The sequence below is a fragment of the Ralstonia sp. SA306 genome (assembly GCF_054792405.1).
The window spans coordinates 808,094-822,202 of the sequence record NZ_CP096451.1; the positions used below are offsets into that span (position 1 = coordinate 808,094).

A 14,109-nucleotide genomic window follows, 5' to 3' on the forward strand; every position below is an offset into this window, starting at 1 on the left:
TGCCGCTTGGCTGCCAACGGGGGGAACACAGTTGGCGGTCAACTGAAGTGCAGGGCTTGTCATATTTTTCAAGCCGCGTGCTGCCCTCGGGTGAGCTCGCGCCAGCTGTACCAGTCCACTCATAAGCGCACGGCCGTTGATCGATTCATCGACTCAGCAGGACCTCTAATCGCGCATCCATTCGCCGACCGGGGCGTCATCTGACGCTCGCACCCGTTCGGTGTTCAGTGTGTCAAAGGAGTCACACCACATCGGGATACCGCACAGGTAGGACGGCGCTTGTCCATCGCAGTACTGGGCGTAACGTTTTTGCGTCCGAGGGAATAGAAAATCACAATGTTGGAAACCAAGAAAGCAGCACAGAGGGCGGCGCGCATGAGCCTGCGCGCTTTGGTGGGTCTGGCGGCGGCAACAACGCTGACAGGCCTGGGAATACAAAATGCCTCGGCGCAGGCCACGCGCCCGAAGGCCCCCATCTATGGCGTCACGCTTGACGACGTCAGCAGCATCAACGCGATCGTGGCCTCGCTCACGCACCTGCCGTACAAGCCGACCGTGCGCGTGGTCTTTGACCCGGGTACATCGGCTGCCGACTATTACGCACCGCTGGTCAAGCTTCATCAAGTTGCCTACGTGATGGGCGAAGTGATGGATTCGTACTATTTCCCGGTCGACCCGACGACCTACAGCGCACGCACCAACGAGTTGGTGAGCACGCTGAAGGATGTCGTGGACGTGTGGGAAATCGCCAATGAAATCAACGGCGAATGGTTGCGTGCCAATCCGAGCGGTCCGACCGCGACGGCAACGTCGCAGGAACAGCAGATCGGTCAGATGGTCGGCAATGCCTACGACATCGTGAAGGGCGCGGGTGGCCTGGTGTCGGTGACGATGTACTACAACGACGATGGCAAGGGCACCAACTGCTACGAACTGTCGATGGACTCATGGCGTACCTGGGCGACCAACTTCCTGCCCTCCCGTGTGCTGCAAGGCGCGGACTACGCATTGTTCAGCTACTACCCGTACCAGGACTGCCCAGGTTTGAATCCGTCGTGGGCAAACGATTTCAAGTTGCTTGAAAGCATCTTCCCGGTCGCGAAGGTGGGGTTTGGTGAGATCGGTACGTCCAGTACGTCGGCGCCGCTGTCGGTGCAGCAGAATCTGATCAAGTCGTACTACCCCATGGGTACGACCTCGATGGCAGCGGATCCGCGCTTCATCGGTGGCTACTTCTGGTGGAACTACGTTGAGCAGATGCTGCCGTACAGCACCAGTTCGTACTGGAGCTTGCTGAACAACACCATCAAACCGCTGACGGCACCGCAATAAGAAGAGGCTGCAGCCTCTCCTCGCAAAAGGGTGGGACTCCGCGCCGGACGGACGGGACACGATCCGGCAACAAAAAACCCGCGTCAGCTCACGCTGCGCGGGTTTTTTCTATGGCGACGCGCGTATTAGCTCAGCCGCGTGCAGCCAGATAGGCGCGGAAGTCGTCAGCGACTTCCTTGTGCTTGAGCGCGAGTTCCACCGTTGCCTTCAGGTAGCCCAGCTTGCTGCCGCAGTCGTAGCGCACGCCTTTGTAGCGATAGGCTAGCACCTGCTCTGCGGACAGCAGCGACTGGATGGCGTCCGTCAGTTGCAGTTCACCGCCCGCGCCAGGCTTGAGGTTGCGGATGTGTTCGAAAATGCGCGGCGTGAGGATGTAGCGGCCGACCACGCCGAGGTTGGACGGTGCGTTCTCGGGTGCCGGCTTTTCGATGATGCCCGACATCTTGATGACGCTGCCGTCTTCTTCCCACGGGCGCCCATCGACCACACCGTACGAGCGGCTCTGCTCCCGGTCGATCTCTTCCACGCCGATCACCGAGCAGTTGTAGTGTTCGTACAGGTCGACCATCTGCTTCATGACGGGCGGGTCGCCGTCCAGCAGGTCGTCAGCCAGGATGACTGCGAAGGGCGCGTCGCCGACGAGCTTCTCAGCACATTGCACGGCATGGCCCAAGCCCAGCGCTTCAGGCTGGCGCACGTAGAAGCAATCCACATGCGACGGCTTGATGGAGCGCACGACCTCGAGCAGCGCGGTCTTGTGCTTGGCTTCAAGTTCTGCTTCCAGCTCGTAAGCCTTGTCAAAGTGATCTTCGATGGCGCGCTTGCTGCGGCCCGTGACGAAGATCATCTCGGTGATGCCGGCGGCCATGGCTTCTTCCACGGCGTACTGGATCAGGGGCTTGTCCACGACCGGCAGCATTTCCTTCGGGCTGGCCTTGGTGGCTGGCAGAAAGCGGGTTCCGAGCCCCGCGACGGGGAAAACGGCTTTGGTGACGCGTTGCATCGTGGTTTCCTTGATATCGATTGTTCTGGGCGCTCAGGCAGTCTGTACCGGCAGCCGTGCAATCTGGGCTTCCAGCTTGGCCAGCGTGGCTTTGAAATCCGTCACACGCTTTTGTTCCTGTTCCACCACGGCGGCCGGCGCGCGGGCAACGAACGATTCGTTGCCGAGCTTGGCTTCGCACTTGGTGATCTCGCCGCGCAGGCGGTCGATTTCCTTCGACAGACGCGCATGCTCGGCGGCCACGTCGATCTCGATCTTCAGCAGCAGCTTGTTTTCGCCGACGATGGCGACCGGTGCGCCGGCGCCGTCCTGCTCCATGGCAGCGGCATCCGTGTAGACCTTCACTTCAGAAAGCTTGCCCAGCGCTTGCACGTACGGCGCCGCCACCTGCAGGAACTCGGCTTCGCCATTGGCGTAGAGCGGCACGCGTTGCGCGGGGGAGATGTTCATCTCGCCGCGAAGATTGCGGCAGGCGTCCACCAGTGCCTTCAACTGCTGAACCCATTGCTCGGCCTGCTCGTCGACCTTGGACAGCACGGCACGCGGGTATTCCTGCAGCGCGAGGCTTTCGGTGCCATCGTCCTTGGCGCGGCCGGCCATCGGCGCAACCTTCTGCCAGAGTTCTTCGGTAATGAACGGAATGATCGGATGGGCGAGGCGCAGCACCGTTTCCAGCACACGCAGCAGCGTGCGGCGCGTGGCGCGCTGCTGAGCCGGCGTGCCGGTCTGGATCTGCACCTTGGCGAGTTCCAGGTACCAGTCGCAGTATTCGTCCCAGACGAACTTGTAGATGGCGTTGGCGATGTTGTCGAAGCGGTAGTCGGCAAAGCCTTTTTCCACTTCGGTTTCCACGCGCTGCAGCAGCGAGACGATCCAGCGGTCGGCCTGCGAGAAGTGCAGCGTGCCTTCGGGGCCGCAATCACCGACGCATTCCTGCATGCCGCAGTCCTGGCCTTCAGTGTTCATCAGCACGAAGCGCGTGGCGTTCCAGAGTTTGTTGCAGAAGTTGCGATAGCCCTCGCAGCGGCCCGGGTCAAAGTTGATGCTGCGGCCAAGCGTGGCGAGCGAGGCGAACGTGAAGCGCAGCGCGTCGGCACCGAATGCGGGAATGCCTTCGGGGAATTCCTTGCGTGTGCGCTTCTCGACCTTGGGGGCGTCCTTCGGGCGGCGCAGGCCGGTCGTGCGCTTGGCCAGCAGCGGCTCCAGCGCGATGCCGTCGATCAGATCCACCGGGTCGAGCGTGTTGCCCTCGGACTTACTCATCTTCTTGCCTTCCGAGTCGCGCACGAGGCCGTGCACGTAGACGGTGTGGAAGGGCACTTCGCCGGTGAAGTGCAGGGTCATCATGACCATGCGCGCCACCCAGAAGAAGATGATGTCGTAGCCCGTGACCAGCACGGTGGACGGCAGGAAGTGCTTCAGTTCCGGCGTGTCAGCCGGCCAGCCCAGCGATGAGAACGGCACCAGCGCGGACGAGAACCATGTGTCCAGCACGTCGTCGTCACGCGTGAGCGTGCCGGTGTAGCCCTTGGCCGCCGCTTGGGCTTTGGCTTCCTCTTCCGTGCGGCCGACGTATACGTTGCCGGCTTCGTCGTACCACGCCGGAATCTGGTGACCCCACCACAGTTGGCGCGAGATGCACCAGTCCTGGATGTTATTCAGCCACTGGTTGTACGTATTGACCCACTGCTCGGGCACGAGCTTGATCTTCCCGCTCTGTACGGCATCCAGCGCCACTTCGGCGATGGAGCGGCCCGGGAAGCGCGTGCCCTCCGGCGCCGGTTTGCTCATGGCAACGAACCACTGATCCGTCAGCATCGGTTCGATGACGACACCGGTACGGTCGCCACGCGGCACCATCAGCGTGTGCTTCTTGACTTCAGCCAGCAGGCCCTGCGCTTCGAGATCCTCGACCATCTTCTTGCGCGCGTCGAAGCGGTCCATGCCGGCATAGGCAGCCGGCGCATCGGCAACGATCTTCGCGTCGAGCGTCAGGATCGACAGCTGTGGCAGCTTGTGGCGCAGGCCCACGGCGTAGTCGTTGAAGTCGTGGCCCGGGGTGACCTTGACCACGCCGGTGCCGAACGCGCGGTCTACGTATTCGTCTGCAATCACCGGGATCTTGCGGTCGGTCAGCGGCAGGTGAACGAACTTGCCGATGAGGTGGGCGTAGCGCTCATCCTCGGGGTGCACCATCACGGCCGTGTCGCCGAGCATTGTCTCGGGGCGGGTGGTGGCAACCGTCAGGTGGGTCAAGCCGCCAACTGCGTCCGGTTCGGCCAGCGGATAGCGGATGTGCCACAGCGAGCCTTCTTCCTCTTCGCTCACCACTTCCAGGTCGGATACGGCGGTGCCGAGCACCGGGTCCCAGTTGACGAGGCGCTTGCCGCGGTAAATCAGGCCCTGCTCATACAAACGCACGAAGACGTCGCTGACCGCGCGCGACATCTTCGGGTCCATCGTGAAGTATTCGCGCTCCCAGTCGATCGAGGCACCCATGCGGCGCACCTGGCGCGTGATGGTCGAGCCCGATTGCTCCTTCCATTCCCAGACCTTCTCGACGAACTTCTCGCGGCCCATGTCGTGGCGCGACACGCCTTGGGCATCCAGCTGGCGCTCAACGACGATCTGCGTTGCGATGCCGGCGTGGTCGGTGCCCGGTACCCACAGCGTATTGGCGCCGGCCATGCGCGCGTGGCGCGTCAGGCCGTCCATGATGGTCTGGTTGAACGCGTGGCCCATGTGCAGCGTGCCCGTCACGTTCGGCGGCGGGAGCTGGATACAGAAGTCGGGCTTGCCGGCTTCGAGCGTCGCGCGGGAGACGCCCATCGCTTCCCAAGCCGCGCTCCACTTCTGCTCGATGGTGGCGGGTTCGAAACTCTTGGCGAGGGACTGATTTTGATCGGTCATGCTGACGGGGCGCTATGGGCGCAAAAAGACGTTTGGCCCAAGAAAATGGCGGGCGAAAGCTTGGAATTATACGGCGTGTCGATGTGCGGCACGGGCGAAGCGGTGAATGCGGCCGGTATAATTTCAGGATTCTGCCGAGGCTCCTCCCGCATGTCCGACCTGCTCGCCAATCTGAACCCCGAACAACGCGCTGCCATCACGCTTCCCGATGAATCGGCGCTGATCCTGGCGGGGGCGGGCAGCGGCAAGACGCGTGTGTTGACCACCCGCATCGCGTGGCTGATCCAGAGCGCGCGGGTGTCGCCGGCAGGTGTGCTGGCCGTCACGTTTACGAACAAGGCGGCCAAGGAAATGACGGCCCGCCTGCAGGCCATGCTGCCGATCAACACGCGCGCCATGTGGATCGGCACGTTCCACGGTCTGTGCAACCGGTTGCTGCGCGCGCATTACCGTGATGCCGGCTTGCCGCAGACGTTCCAGATTCTGGATACGCAAGACCAGCTCTCCGCCGTCAAGCGTCTGCTCAAGTCGCTCAATGTCGACGACGAGAAATTCCCGCCAAAGAACGTTCAGTACTTCATCAACGGCTCCAAGGAGCAGGGCCTGCGCGCGGGCGATCTGGAAATCGCCAACGAGTACGACCGCCGCATGGCCGACCTCTACGCCGCTTACGACGCGCAATGCCAGCGCGAAGGCGTGGTCGATTTTGCCGAACTGCTCCTGCGCTGCTACGAACTGCTGCGCTACAACGACGCTATCCGCGCGCACTACCAACGGCGCTTCAAGCACATCCTGGTTGACGAGTTCCAGGATACGAACAAGCTGCAATACGCCTGGCTGAAGATTCTGGCCGGCCTCGGCGAGCCTGGCGTCACGCCCAACGCCATCTTTGCCGTGGGCGACGATGACCAGAGCATCTACGCGTTTCGTGGTGCCAACGTTGGCAATATGGTCGACTTTGAACGCGAATTCCGCGTCGAGCACCGGATCAAGCTGGAGCAGAACTATCGCTCGCACGGCCACATCCTCGATACCGCCAACCACCTGATCTCGCACAACACGCGTCGGTTGGGAAAGAACCTGCGTACCGATGCCGGCCATGGTGAGCCGGTGCGTGTCTACCAGGCCGCGACGGACGGGCAGGAGGCCGGTTGGATCGTCGAAGAAATCCGCGACCGTATTGCCAGCGGCGCGGCGCGTTCGGAAATCGCCATCCTGTATCGCAGCAACGCGCAGTCACGGGTGATCGAGCACGCGCTGTTCTCGGCCGGCATCGCGTACAAGGTGTACGGCGGTCTGCGCTTCTTCGAGCGTGCGGAAATCAAGCACGCGTTGGCATATATCCAGTTGCTGGAAAACTCGGACAACGACGCTGCGTTCGGCCGTGTGGTGAACTTTCCGGCGCGCGGCGTTGGGGCGCGCTCCCTGGAGCAGTTGCAGGATGCGGCGCGGCTGTATGGCATCTCGCTCGCAGCGGCGGTGCCGTATCTCACGGGGGCGGCGGGCACCAAGTTGTCGGCGTTTGTGCGTCTGATCGAACAGATGCGTGCCGACACGCGCCAGATGACGCTGCCCGAAATTGTCCAGCATGTCATTCACGCCAGCGGCCTGATCACGCATTACCAGGGTGAGAAGGAGGGCCAGGACCGCATCGAGAACTTGCAGGAGTTGATAACCGCGGCGCAAGCCTTCGTTGCCGAAGAAGGTTACGGCGTCGACGCGATTGCAACCGCGCTGCCGGTGCGCCACGACGCCATGCTGCGCATCGAAGGCGGCGAGATCGATACCGCCTCTGAACTCGTGACCGACGAGACGCCCGCTGAGATGACGCCGCTGGTTGCGTTTCTCACGCACGCCTCGCTTGAAGCGGGCGACAACCAAGCCCAGGCCGGCCAGGATGCCGTGCAGATGATGACCGTGCATGCGGCCAAGGGGCTGGAATTCCACGTCGTCTTCATCACCGGGCTGGAAGAGGGCTTGTTCCCGCACGAAAACAGCCAGATGGAGAAGGACGGCCTGGAGGAAGAGCGCCGCCTGATGTATGTGGCGATCACCCGTGCGCGCGAGCGGTTGTATCTGTCATTCGCGCAAAGCCGGGTGCTGCATGGTCAAATCCGCTACCACATCCGCTCACGCTTCTTTGACGAACTACCCGAAGACACGCTGAAGTGGCTGACGCCGCAGCACTCGGGCTACCAGGCGACGCGCCGTGTGCAAGGCGATTCCGCCTGGGGGAAGGATTGGTTCAAGCGCCCCGAGCGCGGTGATGACGACGCTTACACCGGCCGCCCGACTGGCGGCATGGACACCGGCAAGAACTACGCCGATGCCAAGCGCGCAGAGGCCACGGGCTTCCGCGTCGGCCAGTCGGTGTTCCACAACAAGTTCGGGGAAGGCGTCATCACGACGCTGGAAGGCGAGGGCGCAGAGGCGCGTGCCCAGATCAAATTCAACCGCCACGGGGTGAAGACGCTGGCGCTGGGCATCGCCAAGCTGGACCCGATCAACTGAGCGTTGATCGGGCCATCGGGCCATCGGGCCAGTCAGGCCGCCGTGTCAGTCGTCTGGCCGGCGGCTTGCGTCACGTTGAAGCAGCCGCGGTACGTGGCGTAGAACGAGCAGTACAGCACCGCCATCACCAGAATCCGGTACGGCGTGGCGATGATCGGGGCGATGTTGTTGGCGCCGCTCGACGCGAACAGCGCATCGATGAACAGCGGCACGGCGATCAGCAAAATTGCGACCAGCACGCCGTACACGATGAAGGCTGCCCGGTTGCGCCACACGGACATCCAGCTGAAGAACAGCGCCTTGCCCACCGGAATGCCGTGCCATGCGACCAGCAACGGCGCAAACCAGAACAGCACCGCCACCGGGATGTACAGCACCGAGCCCATCACCATGGCAAGGTAGAACTCTCGAATGGCCTCGGTCGTGAGCGGTTTGTCGCTGACCACGGTCATGAGCGTGTCAACGTCCACCATCGTCATCAGCACGCCGCTGACTACAAGTACCAATACGCCATAGATGCCGCCAAGCTTGAGCAGGCTGCGCATTGCATCCTTGCCGTATGCGCGAAAGCCCGCGATGAGCGATGCCGGCCCGACGCGCTTGCCGGCTACCGTATCGCGGCAGGCCGACATGAAGCCCACGAAGATGGCCGGATTCACCAGCAGGATGGCAAAAACACCAATCGGCGGCACCAGCAGCATCAGCAGGTTGACCGCAAACAGGTAGATGAATAGCAGCAGCAAGAACCCGATCGGGTTCTTGCGAAACAGCCACGCACCCTGGCGCAGCCAGACGTAGCCTTGCTTGGCCGGTACTTCAATCAGTTGCATGGTTGGGGAAGATCCAGAGTCAGGGCGCTCGCGCCAACCCGTTCACGCAGTACGCGCTCGAAGTGGGTGGGGTCATGCGGCTTGAGCAATTCGGCATCGCGCGGGAGATAGAAATCCCACAGGCGCGAAACCCAGAAGCGGTACGCCGCTGCGCGCAGCATGTCTTGCCAGTGCCGTGCTTCGGCGTCGGTGAATGGGCGCACAGCGTGGTACGCGCGCAGCATCGCACGTGCCCGTTCTGCATCCAGCACGCCGGTGGCCAGGTCGATGCACCAGTCGTTCACGGTGACGGCCACGTCGAAAAGCCACTTGTCGACACCGGCAAAGTAAAAGTCGAAGAAGCCGCCCAGGCGTTCCGGCTGCCCATGGGCGGCCGGCTCGAACAGCACGTTGTCGCGGAAGAGGTCGCAATGGCACGGGCCTTCGGGCAGCGCGGCGTAGTCGGCGCTGGCGAAGAAGCGTTGCTGGTGCGCGAGTTCGCTTTCCAGCAGTGCGCGTGTGTCGCCGTGCACGAAGGGCACGACGTCTGGCACGACTTCGTTCCACCATGGCAGGCTGCGCAGGTTCGGCTGATGGCGTGGATAGTCGCGCCCGGCCAGATGCATGCGCGCGAGCATGTCGCCGACGATGCCGCATTCCGACACCGTGGGCGCCAGGTTCGAGCGGCCGGCCAGACGCGTCACGATGGTCGCCGGCTTGCCGTTGAGCGTGCGCAGGATCTCGCCGTCGCGCCCCGGAATCGGCGCCGGCACGCTGATGTCGTGCTGCGCCAGATGCTGCATCAGATACAGGTAGAACGGCAGTTGCTCGAACGTCAGCCGCTCGAACAGCGTGACGACGTATTCGTGCGTCTGCCCATCCTTTTCCGTAGTCAGGAAGAAGTTGGAGTTTTCGATCCCGGACGGGATGCCGCGAAATGCGCGCACGGCGCCCACATCGTATTGATCCAGCCAGAGAGCGATCTCTGCGTCGGAGACCGGGGTGAAAACAGCCATGCTTCAGGAACGGGAAACGGGTGGAGGGAAAGCGGGCCAGCCCACCGAGGGGCCGGCCTGCAGGCGCCGCGGTTGCGGCACAGGCTTAGAACTTCAGGACGTTGACCGAGGGAACACGGTCGATATCGCCACGCTCGCGGATACGCGGCGAGCTGTCTTCCGGCTTGCTCAGGTTGTAGGACGTGCCCATGCCCGACTTGACATGGATATCCGGCGCCTGGCCCTTCTGGAAGCGGTATTCCTCCACCTGCGTACCGTCGTTGTCGCGGTAGTCGAAGCTGGGCTTGACGCGCTCGTTATGGATCGCGCCGTGGGTCGGCTTGGAAATCGGCTGATTGTTGATCGCCTTGACGTCGGGCAGGTCCAGTCCGGCGCTGTCGGATGTCACTTCGGCGTGCGCGGGCAGGGCGAGGCAGAAAACGGCGCCTGCCAGCAGCCCAGCGTGGCGCATCAGGCGCGCGGCATTGGCAAAACCGGAGTGGACGGGGGCGGACGGGTGAAGCAGCGAATCCATCATGGACTCCGGCGGGTGATCTGGGACCCTACATTCTAGCAGTCCAGCCTCCCGCCATCGTCCGTTCGCGTGGCGCCAAATGCCACACCCGAGATTACAGATAGAACATTTCTTCCTTGGGCGGAATCGGCGAGGTGCCTTCGCGCTTTTCGTAGAACTCGTAGACGGCATCGAGCGCGTCCTTGGGTTCGTCGACGATGCGCATGATGTCCAGGTCGTGCTCGGCAATCAGGCCCATCGGCAGCAGCGTAAAGCGGAACCAATCCAGCAGGCCCTTCCAGAAATGGCTGCCGAACATGACCACCGGCACACTGCGCGACTTGCCCGTCTGGACGAGCGTGAGCACTTCAGCCAGTTCATCGAGCGTGCCGAAACCGCCGGGCATGACGATGAACGCATCCGAGTTCTTCACGAAGGTGACCTTGCGCGTGAAGAAATGGCGGAAGCGCATCGAGATGTCCTGGTATCGATTGCCTTGCTGTTCGTGCGGCAGTTCGATGTTCAGGCCGACGCTGGCCGACTTGCCGGCGTGCGCGCCCTTGTTGGCCGCTTCCATGATGCCGGGGCCCCCGCCGGAGATGACGGCGAAGCCCGCATCCGAGAACAACCGGGCGATTTCGATGGTGCGTTCGTAGTATGGCGAATCCTCGCGCAGGCGCGCGCTGCCGTAGATCGAGACGGCCGGACGGATCTCCGAAAGGTACTCGGTCGCCTCGATGAACTCTGCCATAATCGTGAACATCTGCCAGGAGGCGCGCGCTTTCTTTGCGGTGGCGCGTTCTTCGTCGGCGAGTGCCCGCAGGCTGGGGATCATCTTGCGATCGGTACGGCCGTGTGACACGTCAGCTTGGGGCTCGTGTTCAACGCCCACTGTCACGTTGACGTCCATGTCGGCCGTGGTGGCCTGGCGCGAGGGGCTCACACCGGTCAGTTCAGCCGCCGAAACCTCCGTCGCGGAAGCACCAGCAACCTGCTTTGCCACGCCGCCTTCAGCAGAAGCGCCATTATCGGAAACGCCTTTTGGCGTTCCAGTCACTTTAGAGTCCATGGGAATGTCGGAAAGTCAAGAAACGCTGTTGCTCGTCGATGGCTCGAGTTATCTATACCGTGCCTATCACGCACTGCCCGACTTGCGAAACGGAGAAGGGTTTCCTACGGGGGCCATCTACGGCATCGTGAACATGCTGCGCAAACTGCGCAACGACTACCCGGCCAAGTATAGCGCTTGCATTTTCGACGCCAAAGGCAAGACCTTTCGCGACGACCTCTATCCGGCCTACAAGGAGCATCGCGCGCCCATGCCCGATGACCTGCGCGCGCAGATCGAACCGATCCACGAAGCCGTACGGGCATTGGGTTGGCCCATCCTGGTGGTGGAGGGCGTCGAGGCCGACGATGTGATCGGTACCCTGGCCGAACGGGCGGCTCGCGAAGGCGTCCGGACCATCGTCTCAACGGGTGATAAGGACCTGGCCCAACTGGTGAATGACCATGTCACGCTGGTCAACACCATGACCAACGAAACGCTTGATCCGGCTGGCGTGCAAGCCAAGTTCGGCGTGCCGCCCGAACGCATCGTCGACTATCTTTCGCTGATTGGCGACACCGTGGATAACGTGCCGGGGGTGCCCAAGGTCGGCCCGAAAACCGCGGTGAAATGGTTGTCGGAATTCGGCACGCTCGACAACGTCATGGCGCGCGCGGGCGAGATCAAGGGCGTGGTGGGCGACAACCTGCGCAACACGCTGGAGTGGCTGCCCAAGGGCCGCGAGCTGCTGACAGTGAAACTCGACTGTGACCTCAGCAAAGAAGTGCCGACATTCGATGCACTGATCGATGGCGGCGAAGACAAATCCAAGCTCGTCGATTTCTTCTCCCGATACGGCTTCAAGACGTGGCTGCGCGAGGCCTCCGGAGAAGCGCTGCCCGATACGCGCAGCGTGGGTGCCGCGCGCAAGGCCGCGACGCCAGTGAAGAACTACGCCGGCGAGGCTGCGCAACTGCAAGCCCAGGCCAACCTGTTCGACGTAGAAGCGCCGCCCGATGAGGTCAAGTATGAGACGGTGACGACTGAAGCGCAGCTCGAATCATGGATGCAGCGCCTGGATGAAGTGGACCTCGTCTGCATCGATACCGAGACGACGTCGATTGATCCGATGCTTGCGCAATTGGTTGGCATTTCGCTGTCGGTCAAGCCGGGCGAGGCTTGCTACATTCCGGTGGCGCATCGCGGCCCTGATGTGGCAGGGTTTGATGCTGCGGCGCAGCTCTCAAGAGACACCGTGCTCGCGCGCATGAAGTTGTGGATTGAAGATGAATCGCGCAAGAAGGTCGGCCAGCATCTGAAGTACGACGCGCATGTGTTTGCCAACCACGGCATCGCGCTGCGCGGTATCGAGCACGACACGATGCTCGAATCGTACGTGCTCGAATCCCACCGCAATCACGGCATGGACGCACTCGCCGAACGCGTGCTGCACTTGAAGACGATCACCTACGAAGCTGTGTGCGGCAAGGGTGCCTCGCAGATCGGCTTTGACGAGGTGCCCCTCGATCGCGCGACCGAATACGCGGCGGAGGACGCCGATATCACGCTGCGTCTGCATCGCACGCTGTTCCCCAAGGTGGCCGAAGACGACAAGCTGCGCTACGTCTACGAGCAGATCGAAATGCCGACCTCCATCGTGCTGCAGAAGATGGAACGCAATGGCGTGCTGATCGATGCCGACCGCCTGGCCAAGCAGAGCAACGAGCTGGGCTTGCGCCTGATTGATCTGGAGGCCGAGGCGCACAAGCTTGCGGGGCAACCGTTCAACCTCGGCTCGCCCAAGCAGATTGGCGATATCTTCTTCAACCAGATGAAGCTGCCGATCATCAAGAAGACGGCGAGCGGCGCGCCCTCGACCGACGAAGAGGTGCTGCAGAAGCTGGCCGAAGACTACCCGTTGCCGAAGCTGCTGCTCGATTACCGGGGCCTGGCCAAGCTCAAGTCCACCTACACCGACAAGCTGCCGAAGATGGTCAACCCGCGCACTGGCCGGGTCCACACCACCTACGGTCAGGCGACGGCAGTGACGGGGCGCCTGGCCTCGACCGATCCGAACCTGCAGAACATTCCGGTGCGTACGGAAGAAGGGCGGCGCATCCGCGAGGCGTTCATCGCGCCGGAGGGCAGCGTGATCGTGTCGGCCGACTACTCGCAGATCGAACTGCGCATCATGGCGCATCTGTCGCAGGATGAAGGCCTGATGCGTGCGTTCCGTGAGGGCCAGGACGTGCACCGCGCAACGGCCGCCGAAGTGTTCAACGTGACGCCGCTGGAGGTTTCACCCGACCAGCGCCGTGTGGCGAAGGTCATCAACTTCGGCCTGATCTACGGCATGAGCGCGTTTGGGTTGGCCAGCAATCTGGGCATTGGGCGCGACGCCGCCAAGCTCTATATCGACCGCTACTTCGCCCGCTACCCCGGCGCCGCGAGCTACATGGAAGAAACCCGCCAGAGCGCGCGCGAGCAAGGCTACGTGGAGACTGTTTTCGGACGTCGCCTGTGGCTGCCGGACATCAACGGCGGCAACGGCCCACGGCGTCAGGCTGCCGAGCGCGCCGCCATTAACGCGCCGATGCAAGGTACGGCGGCTGACCTGATCAAGCTGTCGATGCTGGCAGTGCAAGGCTGGCTCGAAGCCGAGGCAATGCGCTCGCGCCTGGTCATGCAGGTGCACGATGAACTGGTGCTGGAAGTTCCGCAGGACGAACTGGCCGTGGTGCGCGAGCGCCTGCCCGAGCTGATGTGCAGCGTCGCAACGTTGCGCGTGCCTTTGGTAGCCGAAGTTGGCGTGGGTACCAACTGGGAAGAGGCGCACTGACGCAATCGCTTGCCGCGTGAGCGCTACCCCGTGAAACAAGGCGTGGCGCGAGTTTGCCTGCCGAGGCAGCCTGCGGAAGGCCTTGGCATGCGGTTGTCATGATTCGCCATATCCATGCGTGCGGGGTTGCGGTGAATTTTGCGTTGCA

The 14,109-nt window shown here is 62.6% G+C and carries 9 protein-coding genes; 3 read left to right on the top strand and 6 right to left on the bottom strand.

Annotated features, from left to right (window positions below; all coding sequences use genetic code 11):
• Window positions 1-336 precede the first annotated feature (336 nt).
• Window positions 337-1,332, top strand: coding sequence for a hypothetical protein (locus tag M1D44_RS03865; protein ID WP_316684047.1), 996 nt, complete (start codon window positions 337-339; stop codon window positions 1,330-1,332).
• A 130-nt stretch (window positions 1,333-1,462) separates the two neighbouring features.
• Here M1D44_RS03865 and galU read toward each other — a convergent pair whose 3' ends face one another.
• Window positions 1,463-2,335: a UTP--glucose-1-phosphate uridylyltransferase GalU gene (galU, locus tag M1D44_RS03870; RefSeq protein WP_037031495.1), complete on the bottom strand. Its 873-nt coding sequence runs from the start codon at window positions 2,333-2,335 to the stop codon at window positions 1,463-1,465.
• Between the two features lie 33 nt (window positions 2,336-2,368).
• Window positions 2,369-5,245: a valine--tRNA ligase gene (locus tag M1D44_RS03875; RefSeq protein ID WP_316853160.1), complete on the bottom strand. Its 2,877-nt coding sequence runs from the start codon at window positions 5,243-5,245 to the stop codon at window positions 2,369-2,371.
• A 150-nt stretch (window positions 5,246-5,395) separates the two neighbouring features.
• Between M1D44_RS03875 and M1D44_RS03880 the strand changes: the two genes are divergently transcribed.
• The gene (locus tag M1D44_RS03880) at window positions 5,396-7,756 is read left to right on the top strand and encodes a UvrD-helicase domain-containing protein (RefSeq protein WP_439004499.1); all 2,361 of its coding nucleotides are present in this window, start codon (window positions 5,396-5,398) and stop codon (window positions 7,754-7,756) included.
• Window positions 7,757-7,788: 32 nt separating this feature from the next.
• On the opposite strand, the gene M1D44_RS03885 is transcribed toward M1D44_RS03880, so the two are convergent.
• The 4 genes from M1D44_RS03885 to M1D44_RS03900 all read right to left on the bottom strand — a co-directional run bounded on the left by M1D44_RS03885 (window position 7,789) and on the right by M1D44_RS03900 (window position 11,143).
• Window positions 7,789-8,586, bottom strand: a complete 798-nt coding sequence (locus M1D44_RS03885; RefSeq protein ID WP_112184058.1) for a BPSS1780 family membrane protein — start codon at window positions 8,584-8,586, stop codon at window positions 7,789-7,791.
• Window positions 8,577-9,581 (bottom strand): homoserine kinase, encoded by a 1,005-nt coding sequence (locus M1D44_RS03890; RefSeq protein ID WP_316853161.1) that lies wholly within the window; start codon window positions 9,579-9,581, stop codon window positions 8,577-8,579. Before M1D44_RS03890 ends, M1D44_RS03885 begins: the two co-directional genes overlap by 10 nt.
• Before the next feature lie 85 nt (window positions 9,582-9,666).
• Window positions 9,667-10,095: a hypothetical protein gene (locus tag M1D44_RS03895; RefSeq protein WP_024975145.1), complete on the bottom strand. Its 429-nt coding sequence runs from the start codon at window positions 10,093-10,095 to the stop codon at window positions 9,667-9,669.
• Window positions 10,096-10,189: 94 nt separating this feature from the next.
• Window positions 10,190-11,143, bottom strand: a complete 954-nt coding sequence (locus tag M1D44_RS03900; RefSeq protein WP_024975146.1) for an LOG family protein — start codon at window positions 11,141-11,143, stop codon at window positions 10,190-10,192.
• A gap of 4 nt (window positions 11,144-11,147) precedes the next feature.
• On the opposite strand from M1D44_RS03900, the gene polA reads away from it, so the two are divergent.
• Window positions 11,148-13,961: a DNA polymerase I gene (polA, locus tag M1D44_RS03905; RefSeq protein ID WP_024975147.1), complete on the top strand. Its 2,814-nt coding sequence runs from the start codon at window positions 11,148-11,150 to the stop codon at window positions 13,959-13,961.
• Window positions 13,962-14,109 lie beyond the last annotated feature (148 nt).